Source organism: Roseibium alexandrii DFL-11 (genome assembly GCF_000158095.2).
GTDB classification, from domain to species: Bacteria; Pseudomonadota; Alphaproteobacteria; order Rhizobiales; family Stappiaceae; genus Roseibium; species Roseibium alexandrii.
On sequence record NZ_CM011002.1, the window covers coordinates 2,556,766 to 2,575,151 of the forward strand.

Sequence of the window (18,386 nt, forward strand, 5' to 3'; positions counted from 1 at the left end):
CTCCATGCGGGGTTGGGTCCATCGAAGTAAGACAAGTCCGCTGTCCGGGATAATTCCGGCGGACACTACTCATGCTCTTCCGGACAGACAAGCGGTGCACTCTTGTCTGTGCTGCCATTCTTGCTTTTTGACAGAAAAAACTGCACTCACCATACTCGGAAAAAAGGTATTTATTCCTGTTTGATTGGTGGTGGGAGACGGGCCCCGATGCTGTCGCACGAAAAAGTATGGGCTGCCATTGATGCATTGGCCTCTTACAACGAGATGACGCCGTCAGGCCTGGCGAAGAGAGCCGGACTGGATCCGACCACCTTTAACCGCTCGAAACGCTTTGCCGGTGATGGGCGTCCCCGGTGGCCATCGACCGAATCTCTTGCAAAGATCCTTGAGGCCACCGGTGAAAGCCTGAAAAGTTTTGCCGGGCGGGTGGAAGCCCCAGAACTAAGGCCGTCCACGACCCTGTCTGCGCTGCCGGTTGCCGGCTTTTCCAACGTGCATGAGGAAAACGCGTTCGACACCACGGGCCGCCCAACGGGAGAACACTGGGAAACAATTGTTTTTCCAACCGACCACACCCAGAACATCTTTGCCCTTGAGGTGTCCGGTGACGCCTTGCTGCCGCTTTATCGTAAAGGTGACCTGATTGTTGTTGCGCCGTCCGCTGCGGTCCGGCGCGGCGACCGGATTGTTTTAAAACCCTCAGAAGGCGGTCTTGCGGTCTATACGCTTTTGAAACGAACACCGAAAACCTTGCAAGTCCAGACAATCGGGGACAATCCGGAGAACGCGGCGCTTCTCCACTCGGCAATTGAGTGGACAGCCCGTATCATCTGGGCGAGCCAATAACAGGGTTGAAATCCGGATATGAAAATCCGCTCACTGGTCGTCCCACTTGCAGTCGTCGGTGCTTTCGCCGGCGCGGTGGCGTGGCTTGTTTTCGCGGAACCGCCAGCCCTACTAGAGCCGGAGACCGTCTCTTCTCAAACCGAACCGGCGGTGGCGGCCAGACCTGAGAATGATGCAGCTCCGCTTGCTCCGAGTGTGCCACCGCAGGAAGAGCAAACTGCCGCTTCCCCTCCAGATGCCATTCGGGATGTGTCGCCGGACGGTGTGTCTGCACCTCAGGTCACCGGTGAACTTACCCGTGTCGGGCCCTCCGAACGGCTGCTGGAACTCCTGAACCCGCCGGTCGAACCAGTCCCGGATGGTCCGCTTGAACTGGTCCGCGTCGAAGTCCCGGATGCAGGACATCTGAAGTCCGGGCGCCTGACAGTGCGCCTCGCTCATATTGAATCGCTGGATTTGGAAGCCACCTGCAAGACAGAAATGGGGGCCTCGTGGCCTTGCGGCATGCGGGCCAGAACCTTTCTGCGCGCTCTCATCCGGCGCTTGAAAGTCAGCTGTGTCAAACAAGAAGACCTGGCCCCCCAGGAAATTTCGGCGGTCTGTACCAGAGGCGCAATCGATCTGAGTTTGCAGTTAGTCCGCTTTGGCTGGGCAACGCCGCTGGAAACTGCCCCGGATGAATTCAAGGAACTCGCAGAAGCAGCCAAAGCCAAGGAGATCGGCCAGTGGCAGACCGAGTGGCTGACAGACCTTCCGCAAGCAGATTGGGCTGAACCCAGCGCCCTCAACGAAATCGATCTGGAGCAACTCGCTCCTAACGTCGTTGACTGGAGCCTGCGGACACTTACCGACGGCACGACAGAGAACTCTGGTGCGGGAGAAGAACAGCCAGAGGTGGAGTAAGTAACCAACCTATACCCACACAACACCTATACCTTGGGCGATAGGTAGTTGAACTAATGTTCACACATTCGATTGTTAGAATTTTTTTTACGGGGCTCACGCTAGGTTAACGACGTTAATTAACTAGCAGTGCGAAAGACCCGTCAAAAATGTCGATGCCGAAGCCCGTAAAGCCTTCCGAAACAGCCAATCTCAGCAAGTTCATCGACTTTATGACCCCAAAGGGCAGCAGCACGCATGCGTCGAAGAAGGTCTGGAAGGATCTCCAATCTGCCATGCCCGACATGCTGGAACGGTTCTACAATGACATGCTCGCAAACGAGGAGCTGCGAGCAAAAATGGGCTCCAACGCTGCCAATCCCAAGTTGTTAAAGAACGCCCAGAGCAAACACTGGGATTACATCTTTAACAATGACCCGGACTTGGAGTTCGTCGGTCAGGCCGCGCGCATCGGTCAGGCTCATGTGCGGATCGGCTTGGAAGCAGAATGGTTGATGTCGGCCTTTGGCCGGATGTTGAACGAAGCCATCCCGGTGCTCATTCGCAAACACCGCTTCTCGCAGAGCGGCATGACCTCGTCCATCCAGGAACTCGTAACCCGTTTCTTTCTGGACATGATCCTCGCGCAACGCGCCTTCGAAACCGAAAAACAGCGGCTGGACGGCATTCATGAGCGGGAAACTACAGGTCTGCGCAACCTTCAAATCACGGCTGACAATATCGTCGAACTGAATGAAATCGTCATGGCGATGGCGCTCTTGTCCCGCAACACACAAGAAGCGAATGTAAATGGGGAATCCATTTCGGCAGCGGCTGATCAGCTGGTTGCCTCCATCGAACAGATCTCGGAAAACAGTGAAGGCGCAGCACAGGAAGCTTCCCAAACCAATGAAGCGGCCAAAGATGGTCTCAACAAGATGTCTGCGGTGTCCCAGGCGATCGGCGACATTTCCCGAACCTCGCGAGAAACATCACAAAGCCTGTCAGACCTCAACACAGCGGCAAACCAGATCAGCGAGTTCCTGTCGGTCATCCAATCGATCGCCGATCAGACGAACTTGCTAGCACTCAATGCAACAATTGAGGCCGCCCGTGCGGGGGAGTCCGGCAAGGGCTTCGCGGTTGTGGCCGCCGAGGTGAAGACACTCGCTTCGCAAACAGGCAAGGCAACGGAAGACATTGCACAGCGCATTGATGCACTGACTGCAGGAATGGCAACAATCCAAACTGCAATTCAGGGATCAGAAGGCGCCGTTCAAAACGGTGAAAGCGCAATCGCGTCTGCCAATGAAATCATGCAGTCGATTGACACGATGGTTGGAAATGTCTCTGAGCGGGCTATCCAGATCACGGATATTTTGCGTCAGCAAAAAGAAGCCAGTCACGAGATCGCAAGAAACGTATCGAATGTCGCGGAATCCAATCGCAACACCGACCTGCAACTCGGCGAAATGCAAACCACGCTCCAGCATTGCAACACCCACTTCAGTGACAATGCAAAGCGCTTCTTCGACGCGGACAGTGACCGGTCATTGGTTGAAATGGCACGGATTGATCATGTTCTCTTCAAAAAGCGGGTCGTCGATACTGTGACCGGACATGACGATTGGGGATCTTCTGTGATGCCTGATCACCATCATTGCCGACTTGGCAAATGGTATGATGGCATCAAAAATGACCGCGTCCGCAACCATCCAGCTTTCAAGGCCCTCGTAGCTCCGCACAAGGAAGTTCATGACGCTGGACATCGGGCTCTTCTGGCGGCGGAGGAAGGCCGCAGGCAGGATGCATTTGACGCGCTCAAAGACTTGGATACGGCGAGTAACGCTGTGTTGGACAAGTTGGTTCTGCTGGCCAAAGCAATGGAAAATGAGCTCCAGGATGCCGAAGCTAGGCGATCTCCACGAAAGGATACGACTGCGGTTACCCAAGCCCAGGTCGATGGCAGAACACAGACTGTCGAAATTGAAAATGTTTCCCGCACAGGCGCAGCACTGAAGGGACTGATCGGCGTTGAAAAAGGCATGACTGTGAGCGTAATGATCGATGATCAGGAACGCCTTGGACATGTTGTCTGGACTGATGCCGGGATGACCGGCATTCAATTCTTTGACGATGCGGACTGAGTTCAAATAAACCAACCGAACGACGGGAACGTAAGCTGGTCACAAAATGAAGGAGACCAGCATGCGGATGTTTACGATATGTGGGATAGCGTTGGCGCTGTCGAGCCCGGCACTTGCGGACCTCGATGTCCGGTTCGATGAGGGCGCGCCAAAAGACCGATTTACAATTTCTGCCGCTGGCGGCTGCGACCTTGGCCCGATGACCGTGACGATCGACCTTCAGCCCTCCCCGTTCGGTCTCATCTTTGACACGACATCAAGCGGCGCCGGCGTTCAGGTGTTTCAGCCTTTCGAAATCACGGATGGCCGAGAACATCTGACAGCAATTCCCTCCGTGAAAGACGGCGACAACAGCATTCAACTGACTGTCGCCAGCCTTGGGAAATCTCAAAGGATTTCCTTCACGATCGACGTTGACGACACCGTACAAAACCGCGAAATCACGGTGTCAGATGCCGAAATCACCGGCGCAAAGGTCGTTGCACTCCAGGACGGCCAACGGTCAGAGGCTGTTTTCGGACCGAATGCAGTCGCGAGCGTCAAAATGAACGCCTGTGTCTCCTGAAAACATAAAAGCCGATGACCGCCACACGGTCATCGGCATTTTCTTGAATGGTGCTAAGCTTTAGTCCGCGATCGTCCCGGCGAGCGCCTTTGAGATCATGTCGCGGGTTTCGGAGATCCCGTAGAGCGCGACAAAAGATCCAAAACGCGGTCCTTTTTCCTGTCCCAACAGCAGCTGATAAAGCGCTGAGAACCAGGCAACGGACACGCCCGGTCCACCATCTGGCCCCTTCTTGTTGTGGTCCTGGTAGCGCTCAATCGCCCGGGCCACATCCAGAACCGCATCCTGTATGGTCGCGCCGTCGGCATCGACCGGTAGCGCCGCGAGTTTCGCATCCAGTTGCTCAAGTGCCTGACGCTCAGTTTCGTCCGGTGTCTTGAAGGACTTGTTCGGCTTTACGAAATCATCGAAGTAACGGATCGCGTGGCCGACCAGCGCGTCAAGCTCAGGATGTGTCTCAGCAGTTACGCCCGGAGCATAACGGGAAATGAATGCCCAAAGCACATCTTTGCTGTCGGCGTTGGATGCAGACACCAGGTTGAGCAACATGGCAAACGGCACCGGCATGTCGATCTTTGGGATGTCGCCGGAGTGAATGTGCCATGCCGGGTTTTGCAGTTTCTGCTCAACCGGCATCTGCTCGTATTTCTGGGCGAACGTATAATATTCGTCGACCGCCTTCGGGATCACATCGAAATACATCCGTTTTGCCGTCCGCGGTTTCTGGAACATGTATAGCGCCAGGCTTTCCGTCGGAGCGTAGGTGAGCCATTCGTCGATGGACAAACCATTGCCCTTCGATTTGGATATCTTCTCGCCTTTGTCGTCCAGAAACAGCTCGTAAACATAGTGCTCCGGCGGTGTTCCACCGAGGACCTTACAGATCTTGTCGTAGACCGCCATGTTCGGGCCATGGTCCTTGCCGAACATTTCAAAATCGACATCAAGCGCTGCCCAGCGCGCGCCAAAGTCCGGCTTCCACTGAAGCTTCACGTTGCCGCCAGTGACCGGCACAGTCACGTCCTGACCGTCTTCATCCTCAAAGGTGATGGTGCCGTCCTTGGCATTGACCTCTTTCATCGGGACATAAAGAACCCGGCCCGAGGCCGGTGAAATCGGCAAGAACGGCGAATACGTTGCCCGGCGTTCTTCGCCCAGCGTCGGCAGCATGACGTCCATCAGCTTCTGATAGCGTTCTGCAGCCCGCAGCAGAATGTCGTCGAACTTGCCAGACTTGTAGTATTCTGTCGCACTCGCGAACTCATAGTCAAAGCCGAAAGTGTCGAGGAACCGGCGTAACATGGCATTGTTATGGTGGCCAAAGCTCTCATAGTCGGCGCCAAACGGGTTCGGCACGACAGTGAGCGGCATCTGCAAATACGGCTCCAGCGCGGCTCGGTCCGGCACGTTTTCCGGGATTTTTCGCATGCCGTCCATATCGTCGGAGAAGCAGATCAACCGGGTCGGGATCTTGTCTTCGGTCAGCAGACGGAACGCAGTGCGCACCATGGTCGTGCGGGCAACTTCACCGAAAGTACCGATATGCGGCAGCCCCGACGGGCCGTATCCTGTTTCGAACAGTACCGGTTTTAGCGGATCCCGCTTCTCGATCCGTTTGACCAGTTTTCGCGCTTCTTCGAACGGCCACGCTTTGGACTTGGTGGCCGCCTCGACAAACTCTTGCGAAAGGTCAAGCGGAGGCAGGGATTGGTCGGTCATGTTCTTAAGGTCGTTTCAATTGTTCTTGAGGGGATAGCCGCCAAACCAGGTCAACACCCGGGGTTGATCAGCTTGATGCGGCGCGACACTAGAAAACGGCGGGGCCGCCGTCAATCAATTGTCAAAGGGAACATGCTTGAAGCAGCGGGTTTGAGCAGCTACATCGGGGCAACAGAAATGCCCATTGGTGGCCAAGGAGAATTGAAAAGTGTCAGGACAAGACCCGATCAGCATCGAGGAAGCTCTCATCTACGTGATGGTGATTGTCGCCGCCTCGGACAATTCCATGACCGACAATGAACTGGCAACGATCGGCGACATGATCAAGACACTGCCCGTCTTCAAGGATTACAACCCGAACAATGTCATCCCGGCAGCCCAGCGCTGCGGTGACATCCTGCAGGAAGAAAATGGCTTGTCGCTGGTTCTAGAACTGGTTGGCGACATTCTCCCGGCCAAGCTCTATGACACTGCCTATGCCCTGGCTGTTGAGGTGGCCGCGGCCGACCTGCATGTCGAAAAAGAAGAACTGCGGATCTTGCAGTTGTTGCGCGATCGTTTCAGCCTGGACAAGTTGACAATCGCTGCCATCGAACGCGCAGCCATTGCCCGCCACCGCACCGCTTGATCGAAGGTATCTGATCATTGCGTTTCATGCAGCGGCGCTGGGTGTACTGGCTGACCGGATCGGTTTTTGGCGCTGTGTTGCTGCTTCTCGGCCTGCAGGTATTATCGGGTCTCGATGATTTTGACCTTTCGGCTTACGAGGCCAGGTCGGTTTTGTTTAGCCATCAGGACACACAAATCTCCGGGACCCTGCACCTGCCCGGCGTGCAGGACGCTCCTGTCATACTGCTGGTCCATGGCGACGGACCGCAGGACCGGTACTCGGGCGGCGGATACCTACCGCTCATAAAGGTCTTTCTTGAGAGCGGCATTGCCGTTTACTCCTGGGACAAGCCAGGGGTCGGCGCTAGCCAAGGAAATTGGCTGGACCATTCCATGAGTGACAGGGCTGACCTTGCGAAGACGGCCCTTTCTCAGTTGAAAACACTTCCCGGCCTGTCACTGTCTTCATTCGGCTTTCTGGGGTTTTCTCAGGCCGGATGGGTGCTGCCTCACCTGGCCCAGGAAAGCGAACCAACAGACTTTCTTGTGCTCATTGGAGGTGCCGTCGATTGGCAACGCCAAGGGCAATATTACACACGGCAAAGACTGGCTGCTGACGGCGCTTCAGCAGAGGCAATCAAAAGCGAACTGGATCGCCAAGCTGGTCGGAACGAGCAGTATCTGGGCCCAGAGGCGGCTTACGCCGATTATCTTACCGCTCAAGACACATCCAGCCCGATGCTGGAGGATCGGTTTAACTTCGTCAAAAGGAACTGGCGTTCAAATTCAACAGAAACGCTGAAGACTTCCGAAAAACCGATGTTCATCATTCATGGCAGCGACGACCTGAACGTTGATCCCGACTATAATTCTCAGACCTACCGGCAAATTTTGGAAAACCAACACCCAGCCAATCGGTTCGAGATCATCGACGGTGCCACTCATGGCTTGTTGCGCTCTGATTTGTTCAATTATCAGCGCCCCGACCAAATGCCTTTTTGGGTGGAATGGGCCTTTTTGGCTTTGGGGCGTGAGGCCTTTGCGCCGGGAACACTCGACCTTATCGCCAACTGGGTCCATGACCAGTCGCATTCTGCTAGTGTGACGGTGCGCTAGTTTGGATCAAGGTTCAGGGTGTATTAAACAAACTCCGCCTGGTTGCCCAAATCGTTCCAAATTGAATTAATAGCTTTACCCGCCCCTAACCGGGAGGCCGCTAAGACCCGATCAGAGCCGAAAAGGCCAAGGGGCATCATGCGGAGATGGGGATGAACAAGCCTTCACAAGGCTATCAGGCGACTGTGCGCTATCCGTTAAGGCGCCATCAGCAGCAAGTCGCCCTTAGGCACCCCGCTCAAGCCCATCGCCCCAATCGGCAGGTTTCCCGCAACAAAGCCCAGAAGAAGGCCCACTGGGGTGTGCGGATGCTGATCGCCTTTGTTGGCTGGATCGTTGGCGTCACTGCCGTCTCGCTGGTGATGTTCGCCGAGTATCATTATCCGCTGGCCAAAAACCGCGACCCGGATCTTTTTGCGCTCGTCCTTGGAACCGGTTTTGCCGGACATGCGATCTATGCTGTCATGGCGATCCTGGCCGTTGCTCTGCTTACCGCGTTCAACCGCCGGAAATGGATCTTGTGGGTCTTGATCGGGTTTGCCGGCGGCCTCTACAGTGTCTGAAAGTGCCAGTGCCCGACCTAGTTGAGGCTACGGATCGTATCGGGAAGGTCCAGCGAGAATGCCGGCACTTCAACCTGGAAGGTTGTGCCGTCTGGACGCGCCATTTCGTACGAACCAGCCATGATGCCGGAATCGGTCGCCAGCGGGCAATAGGAGGAATACTCGTAGGTCTCACCCGGCTCGATCACAGGCTGCTCACCAACCACACCTTCGCCGCGCACCTCTTCCAGACGGCCGAGAGCGTCCGTGATCATCCAATACCGGCTCTTAAGCTGTACCGGCTTGTCACCACCATTGTGGATCTCAACAAGATAGGCCCAGATAAACTCCTGGTCTTCCGGCTTCGACTCATCGTCCAGATAATAGGGCTCTACGGAGACTTCGATATTGTCGGTTATGGCGCGGTAACTGCCAGACACGATTGTTCCTTTTATCATTCCGGCCGGGTGGCCGAGTTGCATGTGGCTTATAGGGCGATTGACGCAACCGTGAAAGAGTATGGCTTGTGAAATCGGACCGGATTTCGCATTAACGCCCAAACAATCCTTCGTAAAGCCGCTTCTTCATGTTTGATGCCCGCCTTCGACCAATGATCGATCCTCCCTTGAATGCAATCGGGGTGCGGCTGGCAAATGCCGGCATCAGCGCCAATATGGTGACAGTGTCCGGTTTTTGCCTGGGGTGTCTGGCTGCCGTTTCAATTGCTTTTGGATATTTCCTGGCCGGCTTTGCTCTGATCGCTCTCAATCGGCTATTTGACGGATTGGACGGTGCGGTTGCGCGCGCCAGCCAGAAAACGGATCTTGGCGGCTATCTGGACATCACGCTCGACTTCTTTTTCTACGGCGCGATTCCACTCGCCTTTGCGATCCAGGCTCCAGAGACCAATGCGCTGCCCGCAGCGGCTCTGCTTGCAAGTTTTTATGCCAATGGCTCGGCGTTTCTCGCCTTTGCCATCATGGCGGAAAAACGTAACCTTTCGACCAGCCACCAGGGGGCCAAGTCTCTCTACTACATCGGCGGCCTCGCGGAAGGCACCGAAACGATCGGCCTCTTTTTGCTGATGGCGCTGCTGCCAGCCTGGTTCCCTGTCCTTGCCTGGGTTTTTGCCTGCGTTTGCCTTGTGTCCGCCGGGGCCCGCGTCCTGATCGGTCTCCGCGCCTTGAAGGATCGCTGATCGCTTGGCCATACCCCTCAGGGCCATGCCATTCAGGGCCCGGTGCTCTCGCAGAATTGCCAGAATGTTTGCGCAGCGCGAGACCGCGAAGCCTTGTCGATCCGAGCCAAGATAATCGACCTTGGCGCAGTCGGGGTGAGCGGCAGGACTTTCACGCCAGCCGGCTCAGACGGAAGAGCCAGTTTTGCAATGATCGACACTCCAAGGCCTGCGTTGACCAGTGCCAGGATCGAATTCACCTGCAATATGGTGTGCGCCACCTTCGGCGTCTGTCCGGCTGCCGCGAACCACTTTTCGACCAACGGCGCACTCCCGCCTTTGGTCAGGATAAAGGGATCGCGGCAAAGATCCTCTGCCCGCACCGTTGACCGTACCGCCAACGGATGATCGTCCTGAACCAAGGCAACCAATTCGTCCGACACGAGCGGGAAAATGTCCAGGTCCTCCTTATGCGGATCCGCCAGTATCGCCGCATCCACACCGCCACTGCGCAAGACCGTTTCAAGATCTGCGTCCGGGAATTCAAGGATCTCAACGTCAATACAAGGAAACTTCCGGCCAAACGCCCCAAGTAGCCGTGGGAGAATATGAAAGGAGGCGGACGATCCAAAAGACCCGAGACGGACGGTCCCGATCTTGTCCCGCCGGACATCCTGCAAATGGCGGAGTGCCTTGTCTTGCAGAAGATCGGCCTGACGGGCAAATACCGCCAACGCTTGCCCTTCTTCGGTCAACCCGAGCGGCCGGGCCCCGCGAATGAGCAAATCCAATCCAAACCGTTTTTCCAGCTGGGCAATGCCCTTGCTAACAGCCGGTTGAGATATGCCCAGGGCCCTTGCAGCCTCCGAAACACTTCCCGTTTCCCCGATGATCCGAAGAGCCCGGACCATTGCGAGAGGAAGATCCTGAGAATCTGACGGCAAAATATAACCTCAAGTTATTTTCTTATACCAATATATATCTCTATTCGACCTTCCAGCACAATTCTCGTCTGGACAACATCATGCCCCTTGAAAACTGGCTCGCCTTCGTCGCCGCCTCTCTCATCCTGACCATGACACCTGGCCCCAGTATTCTATTGGGTATGGTTCATGCCTTGCGCTTCGGGACAAAACGCACGCTCTACACGGCCTTGGGAGACATTTCCGCCAACATGATCCAGATGCTGCTGGTCGCAGCGGGCCTTGGCATCGTCATTGCTAATTCAGCTGTCGGATTTCAGGCGATCAAATGGACAGGCGTTGGCGTGCTAATTTACATGGCAGTAAAAATGTGGCGGTCAGCGCCAACTCTAATAGACGCAGCGGCGCCGGATCGATCGTCACACCCGGCGCGGCTTTATGCGAGCGGCTTTGCGGTTGCGTTCGGCAACCCGAAGGCTCTGGTCTTTTTCACCGCCTTCTTTCCGCAATTCATTGACCCTGCGGCGCCGGTTCTGCCTCAGTTGTCCATCATGTGCCCGACCATGGCTGCACTCGATTTCGCCTTTGTGATGCTTTATGCGGCCGGAGCCAAACAGTGTCTCGGTTTCTTGAGACAACACCCAAGACTCCTGAACCGGACCGCAGGCGGCACTTTGCTGACGGCGGCCGGAATTCTGACGTCCACGCGTTAGACCATAATGTCAGGGGCTGGTCTCTTCAGCAATCAGCGGCAACAATCCGGGAAATCGAGTGTCGATTTCTTCCCTGCGTAATGCGGTGGTTCTGGAATTGCCCCGATCAACTTGCCGGATCAGTCCGGCTTCGCGCAGCACGCGAAAATGGTGTGTGACAGTGGCCTTGCTGACCGGAAGCTGGAAGGAGGCACAGGTCCGCTCCGTCCCCATGCCCGCCCGGGCCAATTCCCGGATCACCCGGCGCCGATACGGATCCGCCAAGGCGGTCAGGACCTTTCCCAAGTCCAGGTCGACCGGCTCCAACTTACGATCCTTTTCTGCCATGGCATCCTTCATCCATCGCAGCGACAAGGCAAGGCTTGGATCTTACCCATCACTCCTTAGGTACGGTAACCACCATACCTATGGTGCTCTCCATGTCCAATCCTGAGTTCCCGACCCACCCAGTTATATCGCCGCCAGTGCCTTTTCGACGTCTTCCAGAAGATCCTGCGGGTCTTCCAGACCAACAGAAAGGCGTAGCATGCCGTCGGTAATGCCGAGCTCAGCGCGGGCTTCCTCACCAATCGACTGGTGGGTGGTTGTTGCCGGGTGGGTGATCAGGCTTTTGGCATCGCCGAGATTGTTGGAGATCCGGATCAGGTCCAACGCATTCACGAACCGGAATGCAGCCTCCTTGCCGCCCTCGATTTCAAGCGCCACCATCGTGGCACCACCGCGCATCTGGCGCTTGGCAATCTCGGCCTGCGGGTGATCGTCCCGCCCCGGGTAAATCAGTCGTTTCACCTTGGACTGACCTGCCAGGAAGTCCGCAATCTGGCCGGCGCTGTTCGTCTGCTGCGCCACACGCAGCGGCAATGTCTCAAGCCCCTTCAAGAGCACCCAGGCACTGAACGGGCTCATGTGCGGGCCGGTGTGCTTGACAAAAGGCATCACCTTTTCGGTGATCCACTCTTCATCTGACAACACCACACCACCCAGACAGCGCCCCTGTCCGTCAATGTGTTTGGTGGCGGAATAGATGACCACATCTGCGCCCAAGCTGAGCGGGGACTGGTACATCGGCGTTGCGAACACGTTGTCGACGATCAGGCGGGCACCAACCGACTTTGCAATTTCCGCAACCGCGGCAATGTCAATGACTTCCAGCGTCGGGTTAGTCGGGCTTTCCAGAAACAGAGCCTTGGTGTTCGGCTTGACGGCTGCTTTCCACTGATCAATGTCCGTCCCATCGATGAGTGTGCTCTCAACACCAAAGCGCGGCAACAGGGTCTCGCAGATGTACCGGCACGAGCCGAAAAGGGCCTTCGCCGCAACCACATGATCCCCGGCTTTAACCGACGCCATCAGGGCGAGGTTGACCGCGGCCATACCGCTGGCGGTTGCCCGCGCTGCTTCTGCGCCTTCCAGCATCTTGATGCGATCTTCGAACATCGCGACGGTTGGGTTGGCATACCGCGAATAGACAAATCCAGGATCTTCACCATTGAACCGCGCTTCGGCTGCTTCCGCGCTGTCGTAAACGAAACCCTGTGTCAGAAACATTGCCTCGGACGTCTCGCCGAACGGTGAGCGGGTGGTGCCGCCATGAACGAGCGCGGTTGCAGGGCGCCAGTTGGTTCCGGCGGTGTTCTTGGTGTCAGTCATGTCGATGTTCGCTCCAAACGAAAAAACCCCAGCCTTAAGACCGGGGTTTGCACCTCCGGCCTTTTTAGCGACTTGTTTAACGTGGCTGCAAGCCGGCCGGCCCAAATCACCACGAGGTGGCTTTCACTTAAGCGAAAATGGGCTTTCGGTCAATCTACCTCGCCGTTTTCCTGAGTTTGACCAGAAAGAGAGTTGGCGGGACCAGCCGCATCCTTTAAGGACGTTAGACGACGATTGCAGGATGAATTGATGAACGTATCAGCGGACCAAACCACCACAGGCAGCGCATTGATCGCAGCGAGCGGAATTTTGCCCGAGCGCGTCATTCAGGCGATGTTCGCAGCGCAGGAAATTTCCGCCGCACAGCCCCCTGTCAAAGGCCAAATTCAGCCTGCAAGCCTCGATCTGCGCCTTGGAACCTTTGCTTACCGGGTGCGGGCAAGTTTTCTGCCAGGTCCGGACATCAAGGTGGCGGACCGTCTGGAGCAGTTGAAACTGCACACCATCGATCTTCAGGACGGGGCTGTTCTGGAAACGGGGTGCGTCTACATTGTTCCGTTACAGGAAAGCCTGGCGCTGCGGCCCGACATTTCGGCAACAGCGAACCCGAAAAGTTCCACTGGGCGTCTTGATGTTTTCACCCGCGTGATCACTGACAATGGCCAGGCATTCGACACCATACCTGCGGGCTACACCGGGCCGCTTTATGCGGAAATTTCGCCGCTCACCTTTCCGATCCTGGTGCGTTCCGGCTCACGCCTCAGCCAGGTCCGGTTCCGGCGGGGGCAATCGCTGATCCCGGACGCTGATCTTCAAGGCATCCACAAATCAGAAACCCTGATGAGCGGTGGCAATGAACGGATCGGCGGCGGCGTGCAGCTGTCCATTGATCTGGAGGGCGAGGGTCCGGGCAGCCTGATCGGTTACCGCGCCAAGCACCATTCCGGGCTGATTGATGTTGATCTGGTCGGCGCGCAAGACCCGCTTGATTTCTGGGAACCGATCTACCGCCGTCACAACGCTGAACTGATCCTTGATCCAGACGCTTTCTATATACTCGTCAGCCAGGAGGCCGTCCACGTCCCGCCGGATTATGCCGCAGAAATGGTGCCGTTCGATCCACTGGTCGGTGAATTCCGGGTGCATTATGCCGGTTTCTTCGATCCCGGCTTCGGCCATGTGGGCGCCGGTGGTGTCGGATCACGCGCGGTTCTGGAGGTCCGGTCGCACGACGTGCCCTTTATCGTGGAGCATGGCCAGACCATTGGCCGTCTTGTCTATGAGCACATGGCCGAGCGCCCCGCGACACTTTATGGCGAGGGCATCGGCTCCAACTATCAGGGCCAGGCTTTGAAGCTCTCGAAGCATTTCAAGGCATCCGCCTGAACCCTTAATGTCCTTGAAAACCATTACCCGCGAATATGAAGGCTTTTTGGAGGACCGGAAGTCCAGGTTTATGGCCTTTCTGGTGCCCATTGAGCAGTTCGAGAACCGGCTGGAAGAGCTTCGCAAGGAACACCGCAAAGCCAATCATATCGTGACGGCGCACCGGCGGCTTCTCGATGATGACCGGATCGAGGAAAGCGGCAAGGACGATGGCGAGCCGGCCGGCACGTCCGGAATGCCGACCTTGCGGGTCCTGCAGGGCGCAGACCTGATCAATTGTGCGGTGCTGATCGTAAGGTATTTCGGCGGAACAAAGCTGGGCGGCGGGGGCCTTGCACGCGCCTATTCAGGCGCTGCCCAAGACGCGATTGCGCATGCTGAATTGATGCCGTTCCAGAAACTCTCCCGGAAAAGTGTCAGCGCAAACTTTGCATCGAGTTCCGAGTTGGAACGGAAAATCACTGGCCTCGGACTGGACGTGGTCTCGCGTGACTATACAGAAACCGGTGTCGTCCTGATCGTTGAAGGGCCGGAGGATCTCCTGAATGCCCTTGGCGGCAACGCGGATGATTAGAACTCCAAGCCCACGCCGCAGTCCGCTGCCACGATGACTTTCGCCCGACGATCGATAAGATCGCTTTCTCTCGCCCGCCGCGCTACCTTGGCAAGAACAGGGGATCGGCATCCGTTTTGCGGAGTGGAGTAAAAGGCTTGTTTTCAGTGACGAAACGATCCCTTTCCCTAGCTGCCGTGCTGCTGCTCTTCCCTCTTCTCCTCACGGCACTGTGGATTGCGCTCTTTCAAGCCGGACCTAATCGGCACATTTCCGGTGGGCCAGAAGCCAGCGCATTGGAGCGGAAAGTCGGTCAACTCATCATGGTTGGTTTTAACGGCACCAACCCGAAGGATCCGGGTGTCATGGCCGTCAGCGGCCAACTCGCAAGCGGCCGGATCGGCGGTGTTATGCTGCTTGGCCGCAACATTCAAACGCCGGACCAGCTGACCACATTGACCCACCACCTTGCTGATCAAAATTCCGGATCTTCTGTGTTGATCGCCGTTGATCAAGAGGGCGGCCAGGTGCAGCGCCTGGCGCCTCTTGGCGATCCCATGACCTGGAGCGCGGCGAAGGATCTTCCGGCTGCCACAGGCAATTGTGCGCCGCGGAAGGTCCGCGCCTATTATGCCCGCAGAGCCGCCCAGCTTGGTGCCTACAATATCAACGTCAATTTCGGTCCCGTTGTTGATGTGGACATCAACCCGGGCAATCCGATTATTGGCAAGAAAAAGCGAAGTTTTTCCGCTGACCCGACTACCGTTACCAATTGTGCTGCGGGTTTCATCGCGGCCCATCAGGCCGCTGGAATTGCAACAGCGCTGAAGCACTTTCCAGGACACGGATCTTCAACGACGGACAGCCACACCAGTTTGCCGGTGATCAGTCAGTCATGGCGCGAGCGCGAACTGGAGCCTTATCGCGTTCTCAAGCGGCAGGACCGCGTGGACATGGTGATGATGGGCCACCTGGTTCACCCGCGTTTTTCCGACACGCCAGAAACACCAGCCTCTCTTTCGAAAAAGGGGATCGCGGAGGCCAGAGCCCTCGCCGGCAAGGATGTTGTCATCATCACGGACGATCTGGAGATGGATGCGGTCGCCGGCAGGTATTCGATCGAGGAAGCAGCGGTGCAAGCGATCGCAGCCGGAAATGACGTTGTGCTCTTTTCCAGTTTTGAGCGGACCGACCCTGAGCTCGGTGACCGGGTCAACGCTGCCATTATGTCCGCCGTTACCGACGGCCGGATCAGTGAAACACAGGTTGATCAGGCTGCTGCGCGGGTTGCCGCCCTAAAACATCGCCTCCACCGGTTTCGGGTGAACCTGGTGCCAAACCAAGAGACGGCATCTTTCAGGCTTGAACTGGAGAACAGGTCCCGTTCTCGCACCGTTGCAACTACAGTTTTATCGTCTGCTCGCGCAGCTCCTTAAGCTCGGCCCGCAAGGCTTTGACTTCTTCCAAAATGAGGCCTGTCTCGTCATGAATGGCCTGGCGGTTGGCATCAGCTTCCGCTTCATGCTCCTCCTGCATGGCGGACACGATGATACCGATGAAGAGGTTTAGAACCGTGAAAGCAGTGCACAGGATGAACGGCACGAAGAAGATCCAGGAGAGCGGATAGACTTCCATGACCGGCCTGACGATCCCCATGGACCAGCTTTCCAGCGTCATGATCTGGAAAAGCGTATAGAGCGATGCGCCAAGATCACCGAACCATTCGGGAAACGACGCGCCAAAGAGTTTGGTCGCCATCACCCCGAACACATAGAACACCAGCGCCATCAGAACAACGATGGACCCCATGCCCGGCAAGGCAGCAATCAAGCCGCCAATCACCCGCCGCAGAGACGGAACAACGGAAATCAGGCGCAGAACACGCAGGATGCGGAGTGAGCGGAGGACTGAGAGCGTGCCGCTGGACGGCAACAATGCGATTGCAACGATGAAAAAATCAAAGAGGCTCCAGGGGTCTTTGAAAAAGCGGAAGCCATGCGCAAACAGACGAAGCGCGATTTCGATCACGAATATGCCGAGGATCGTCTGGTCGATCGCAATCAGTACTGTACCGAACCGGTCCATGACCAACGGGCTGGTTTCCAGTCCAAGCGTGATCGCATTCACGACGATGATCGCAATGATCCAGTATTCCCACGTGCGTGAGGTAACCAGGGCTTTGATTTTTTCCCGCATAATCTGTTCCGGAGCCTTAAGAAATTCCAATGGCGCTGCGCCGCGCGGAACATGGAGGTTCGGGCCGGTCTTGGCAAGATGGCAGCAGGCGGGATAACACAATTCCACCGCTTGACAGTTCGGCGGACTGGGCGCACTAAGAATGGGCTCAGCGGGTGTAGCTCAATGGTAGAGCAGAAGCTTCCCAAGCTTAAGACGAGGGTTCGATTCCCTTCACCCGCTCCATCAATCTTTTCAATTACTTAAATACAATCCACAAGCAAATCTCCAGAGCCAAATTTTTGCTGGGGGCAAGCTGGGGGCAGCCATTTTGGCGCTGCCGGTTTCATTTAGCGCTGATATTTCATAAGAATTACTTATGCTTCTCGATGATACTTATCGGGTACTGTGATATATTTGATGTTCCGAACAATCACGGTCTGCGCCGGAAGATTGAGCGAATAGCAAAGCATAGCTTTGAAACTATGCCAGCAATCTCACCACTTTTTAGATGCTGATCATAATCTGGCGTAATGGAGATTGAAAATGGGTGTGACGAAGGACGGGCGGTATTCGCCTAATTGGGGCGGGATTTCTAAGTACGATCCGGAATTCTGCGAGTTGGCGGTCGAACTCGGCAGGGAGGGTAAGAGCCTGTCACAGATCGCGGTCGCTTGCGGCATCTGTCGCAAGACGATGGAAAACTGGCGACGCGAACACGCGGACTTTGCAGAGGCGCTCAGCTTCGCTGTCACATGCGCTCAAGCACATTGGGAAGAACTCGGGCGGGACAACATCGACAACAAATCCTTTTCCGTCCCTATGTGGGCAAAGTCGATGTCTGCGCGGTTCAAGGACGACTACACCGAACGCCGGGAACTGACTGGCGCCGATGGTGGCGCACTTCACACCCAAAACGTGACGCAAATCGAACTTATCGCAGCCGAACCGAAAACCAACACCGCAAGGGGTTGGGCAACCAGTGCCGGGGCAAAGTCGATCGAAAACATCCCTGTCGAAGTTCTGGACGCTGTGACCGACGACCCGGTGCCGGGACTGATTGAAGGCAACAACGAAGACGAACAGGACAGGCGGGGGCCGGTTGCCGAAGCGGGTTCGGTGGACGTGGAACTGGTGCCAGCGTCGGCAGCTACGTTTGAGCAACACCCGCTGCACGAAAAACAACTACAACGGCCATCGGGCAAAGAAGCTGGCCTGAAGATGTCGGACGTTGCATCGAAGCCGGAACGAATAACTCGCAAGCAGCGTGTTCGAGGGATGCCTTAGAATTTAAGCGGCTCTAAAATTAAGGAAGCGGCTTAACGTTAGAATTAAATTTTAAGAACTAGCGCTAAATCCCCGAAACAGGAGTTTGGGTCAGGG

At 56.2% G+C, this 18,386-nt stretch carries 19 protein-coding genes, 1 tRNA gene and 1 riboswitch; of the genes, 14 read left to right on the top strand and 6 right to left on the bottom strand.

Going from position 1 to position 18,386, the window contains the following annotated elements:
- The first annotated feature begins 207 nt into the window (after positions 1 to 207).
- The 4 genes from SADFL11_RS11870 (at position 208) to SADFL11_RS11885 (ending at position 4,440) form a co-directional block, all read left to right on the top strand.
- On the top strand, positions 208 to 846 hold the full coding sequence (locus SADFL11_RS11870; protein WP_040451637.1) for a S24 family peptidase: 639 nt from the start codon (positions 208 to 210) through the stop codon (positions 844 to 846).
- Between the two features lie 18 nt (positions 847 to 864).
- The gene (locus SADFL11_RS11875) at positions 865 to 1,749 is read left to right on the top strand and encodes a thermonuclease family protein (protein ID WP_008189046.1); all 885 of its coding nucleotides are present in this window, start codon (positions 865 to 867) and stop codon (positions 1,747 to 1,749) included.
- 149 nt (positions 1,750 to 1,898) lie between these two features.
- Positions 1,899 to 3,875 carry a methyl-accepting chemotaxis protein gene (locus SADFL11_RS11880; protein ID WP_081450563.1) on the top strand — a complete coding sequence of 659 codons (1,977 nt, stop codon included), beginning with the start codon at positions 1,899 to 1,901 and terminating at the stop codon, positions 3,873 to 3,875.
- A 61-nt stretch (positions 3,876 to 3,936) separates the two neighbouring features.
- Entirely contained in the window at positions 3,937 to 4,440 is a 504-nt protein-coding gene (locus SADFL11_RS11885; protein ID WP_040453018.1) for a hypothetical protein, read from the top strand.
- 60 nt (positions 4,441 to 4,500) lie between these two features.
- Here SADFL11_RS11885 and SADFL11_RS11890 read toward each other — a convergent pair whose 3' ends face one another.
- Positions 4,501 to 6,159, bottom strand: coding sequence for a lysine--tRNA ligase (locus SADFL11_RS11890; protein ID WP_008195258.1), 1,659 nt, complete (start codon positions 6,157 to 6,159; stop codon positions 4,501 to 4,503).
- Positions 6,160 to 6,415: 256 nt separating this feature from the next.
- Between SADFL11_RS11890 and SADFL11_RS11895 the strand changes: the two genes are divergently transcribed.
- From SADFL11_RS11895 to SADFL11_RS11905, 3 genes are all read left to right on the top strand, one after another.
- Complete coding sequence (locus SADFL11_RS11895; RefSeq protein WP_008194819.1) at positions 6,416 to 6,787, top strand: tellurite resistance TerB family protein; 372 nt, start codon at positions 6,416 to 6,418, stop codon at positions 6,785 to 6,787.
- A 26-nt stretch (positions 6,788 to 6,813) separates the two neighbouring features.
- Positions 6,814 to 7,884, top strand: a complete 1,071-nt coding sequence (locus SADFL11_RS11900; protein WP_134853006.1) for an alpha/beta hydrolase family protein — start codon at positions 6,814 to 6,816, stop codon at positions 7,882 to 7,884.
- Between the two features lie 152 nt (positions 7,885 to 8,036).
- On the top strand, positions 8,037 to 8,447 hold the full coding sequence (locus SADFL11_RS11905) for a hypothetical protein (RefSeq protein WP_133947933.1): 411 nt from the start codon (positions 8,037 to 8,039) through the stop codon (positions 8,445 to 8,447).
- A gap of 17 nt (positions 8,448 to 8,464) precedes the next feature.
- Here the strand turns inward: SADFL11_RS11905 and apaG are convergent, their stop codons facing one another.
- The gene (gene apaG, locus SADFL11_RS11910; RefSeq protein WP_008193645.1) at positions 8,465 to 8,884 is read right to left on the bottom strand and encodes a Co2+/Mg2+ efflux protein ApaG; all 420 of its coding nucleotides are present in this window, start codon (positions 8,882 to 8,884) and stop codon (positions 8,465 to 8,467) included.
- Positions 8,885 to 9,012: 128 nt separating this feature from the next.
- Here apaG and SADFL11_RS11915 point away from each other — a divergent pair, with 128 nt between their 5' ends.
- A complete protein-coding gene (locus SADFL11_RS11915; protein WP_040451634.1) occupies positions 9,013 to 9,624 on the top strand; it encodes a CDP-alcohol phosphatidyltransferase family protein in 612 nt (203 codons plus the stop codon).
- Positions 9,625 to 9,656: 32 nt separating this feature from the next.
- On the opposite strand, the gene SADFL11_RS11920 is transcribed toward SADFL11_RS11915, so the two are convergent.
- On the bottom strand, positions 9,657 to 10,514 hold the full coding sequence (locus SADFL11_RS11920) for a LysR family transcriptional regulator (RefSeq protein ID WP_008189582.1): 858 nt from the start codon (positions 10,512 to 10,514) through the stop codon (positions 9,657 to 9,659).
- A 113-nt stretch (positions 10,515 to 10,627) separates the two neighbouring features.
- Here SADFL11_RS11920 and SADFL11_RS11925 point away from each other — a divergent pair, with 113 nt between their 5' ends.
- On the top strand, positions 10,628 to 11,239 hold the full coding sequence (locus tag SADFL11_RS11925; protein ID WP_008189829.1) for a LysE family translocator: 612 nt from the start codon (positions 10,628 to 10,630) through the stop codon (positions 11,237 to 11,239).
- A gap of 9 nt (positions 11,240 to 11,248) precedes the next feature.
- Here the strand turns inward: SADFL11_RS11925 and SADFL11_RS11930 are convergent, their stop codons facing one another.
- Positions 11,249 to 11,566, bottom strand: coding sequence for an ArsR/SmtB family transcription factor (locus SADFL11_RS11930; protein ID WP_040453014.1), 318 nt, complete (start codon positions 11,564 to 11,566; stop codon positions 11,249 to 11,251).
- Between the two features lie 123 nt (positions 11,567 to 11,689).
- Positions 11,690 to 12,889 (bottom strand): O-succinylhomoserine sulfhydrylase, encoded by a 1,200-nt coding sequence (locus SADFL11_RS11935; protein WP_008192059.1) that lies wholly within the window; start codon positions 12,887 to 12,889, stop codon positions 11,690 to 11,692.
- A gap of 43 nt (positions 12,890 to 12,932) precedes the next feature.
- Positions 12,933 to 13,012, bottom strand: a riboswitch (SAM riboswitch).
- Positions 13,013 to 13,138: 126 nt separating this feature from the next.
- Here SADFL11_RS11935 and SADFL11_RS11940 point away from each other — a divergent pair.
- The 3 genes from SADFL11_RS11940 (at position 13,139) to SADFL11_RS11950 (ending at position 16,264) form a co-directional block, all read left to right on the top strand.
- Positions 13,139 to 14,275, top strand: coding sequence for a 2'-deoxycytidine 5'-triphosphate deaminase (locus SADFL11_RS11940; protein WP_050776057.1), 1,137 nt, complete (start codon positions 13,139 to 13,141; stop codon positions 14,273 to 14,275).
- Between the two features lie 7 nt (positions 14,276 to 14,282).
- On the top strand, positions 14,283 to 14,849 hold the full coding sequence (locus tag SADFL11_RS11945; RefSeq protein WP_008195578.1) for an IMPACT family protein: 567 nt from the start codon (positions 14,283 to 14,285) through the stop codon (positions 14,847 to 14,849).
- A 146-nt stretch (positions 14,850 to 14,995) separates the two neighbouring features.
- Positions 14,996 to 16,264, top strand: a complete 1,269-nt coding sequence (locus SADFL11_RS11950) for a glycoside hydrolase family 3 N-terminal domain-containing protein (RefSeq protein ID WP_167578984.1) — start codon at positions 14,996 to 14,998, stop codon at positions 16,262 to 16,264.
- Here SADFL11_RS11950 and SADFL11_RS11955 read toward each other — a convergent pair.
- Positions 16,230 to 17,024, bottom strand: a complete 795-nt coding sequence (locus tag SADFL11_RS11955) for an ion transporter (RefSeq protein ID WP_040453009.1) — start codon at positions 17,022 to 17,024, stop codon at positions 16,230 to 16,232. The genes SADFL11_RS11950 and SADFL11_RS11955 overlap by 35 nt on opposite strands.
- Positions 17,025 to 17,175: 151 nt before the next feature.
- Between SADFL11_RS11955 and SADFL11_RS11960 the strand changes: the two genes are divergently transcribed.
- Together SADFL11_RS11960 and SADFL11_RS11965 are read left to right on the top strand one after the other, a co-directional pair.
- Positions 17,176 to 17,249 (top strand) — tRNA-Gly (locus SADFL11_RS11960).
- A gap of 300 nt (positions 17,250 to 17,549) precedes the next feature.
- Complete coding sequence (locus tag SADFL11_RS11965) at positions 17,550 to 18,290, top strand: hypothetical protein (RefSeq protein ID WP_050776056.1); 741 nt, start codon at positions 17,550 to 17,552, stop codon at positions 18,288 to 18,290.
- Positions 18,291 to 18,386: the final 96 nt, after the last annotated feature.

Bases quoted from the DNA above. Each gene is read 5' to 3' on its own strand.
- SADFL11_RS11945 (WP_008195578.1), top strand. From the start codon at position 14,283: ATGTCCTTGAAAACCATTACCCGCGAATATGAAGGCTTTTTGGAGGAC.
- SADFL11_RS11915 (WP_040451634.1), top strand. From the start codon at position 9,013: ATGTTTGATGCCCGCCTTCGACCAATGATCGATCCTCCCTTGAATGCA.
- apaG (WP_008193645.1), bottom strand. From the start codon at position 8,884: ATGATAAAAGGAACAATCGTGTCTGGCAGTTACCGCGCCATAACCGAC.
- SADFL11_RS11880 (WP_081450563.1), top strand. From the start codon at position 1,899: ATGTCGATGCCGAAGCCCGTAAAGCCTTCCGAAACAGCCAATCTCAGC.
- SADFL11_RS11935 (WP_008192059.1), bottom strand. From the start codon at position 12,889: ATGACTGACACCAAGAACACCGCCGGAACCAACTGGCGCCCTGCAACC.
- SADFL11_RS11895 (WP_008194819.1), top strand. From the start codon at position 6,416: ATGGTGATTGTCGCCGCCTCGGACAATTCCATGACCGACAATGAACTG.
- SADFL11_RS11955 (WP_040453009.1), bottom strand. From the start codon at position 17,024: ATGCGGGAAAAAATCAAAGCCCTGGTTACCTCACGCACGTGGGAATAC.
- SADFL11_RS11930 (WP_040453014.1), bottom strand. From the start codon at position 11,566: ATGGCAGAAAAGGATCGTAAGTTGGAGCCGGTCGACCTGGACTTGGGA.
- SADFL11_RS11875 (WP_008189046.1), top strand. From the start codon at position 865: ATGAAAATCCGCTCACTGGTCGTCCCACTTGCAGTCGTCGGTGCTTTC.
- SADFL11_RS11905 (WP_133947933.1), top strand. From the start codon at position 8,037: ATGAACAAGCCTTCACAAGGCTATCAGGCGACTGTGCGCTATCCGTTA.
- SADFL11_RS11965 (WP_050776056.1), top strand. From the start codon at position 17,550: ATGGGTGTGACGAAGGACGGGCGGTATTCGCCTAATTGGGGCGGGATT.
- SADFL11_RS11920 (WP_008189582.1), bottom strand. From the start codon at position 10,514: ATGGTCCGGGCTCTTCGGATCATCGGGGAAACGGGAAGTGTTTCGGAG.
- SADFL11_RS11890 (WP_008195258.1), bottom strand. From the start codon at position 6,159: ATGACCGACCAATCCCTGCCTCCGCTTGACCTTTCGCAAGAGTTTGTC.
- SADFL11_RS11925 (WP_008189829.1), top strand. From the start codon at position 10,628: ATGCCCCTTGAAAACTGGCTCGCCTTCGTCGCCGCCTCTCTCATCCTG.
- SADFL11_RS11940 (WP_050776057.1), top strand. From the start codon at position 13,139: ATGAACGTATCAGCGGACCAAACCACCACAGGCAGCGCATTGATCGCA.
- SADFL11_RS11900 (WP_134853006.1), top strand. From the start codon at position 6,814: ATGCAGCGGCGCTGGGTGTACTGGCTGACCGGATCGGTTTTTGGCGCT.
- SADFL11_RS11870 (WP_040451637.1), top strand. From the start codon at position 208: ATGCTGTCGCACGAAAAAGTATGGGCTGCCATTGATGCATTGGCCTCT.
- SADFL11_RS11885 (WP_040453018.1), top strand. From the start codon at position 3,937: ATGCGGATGTTTACGATATGTGGGATAGCGTTGGCGCTGTCGAGCCCG.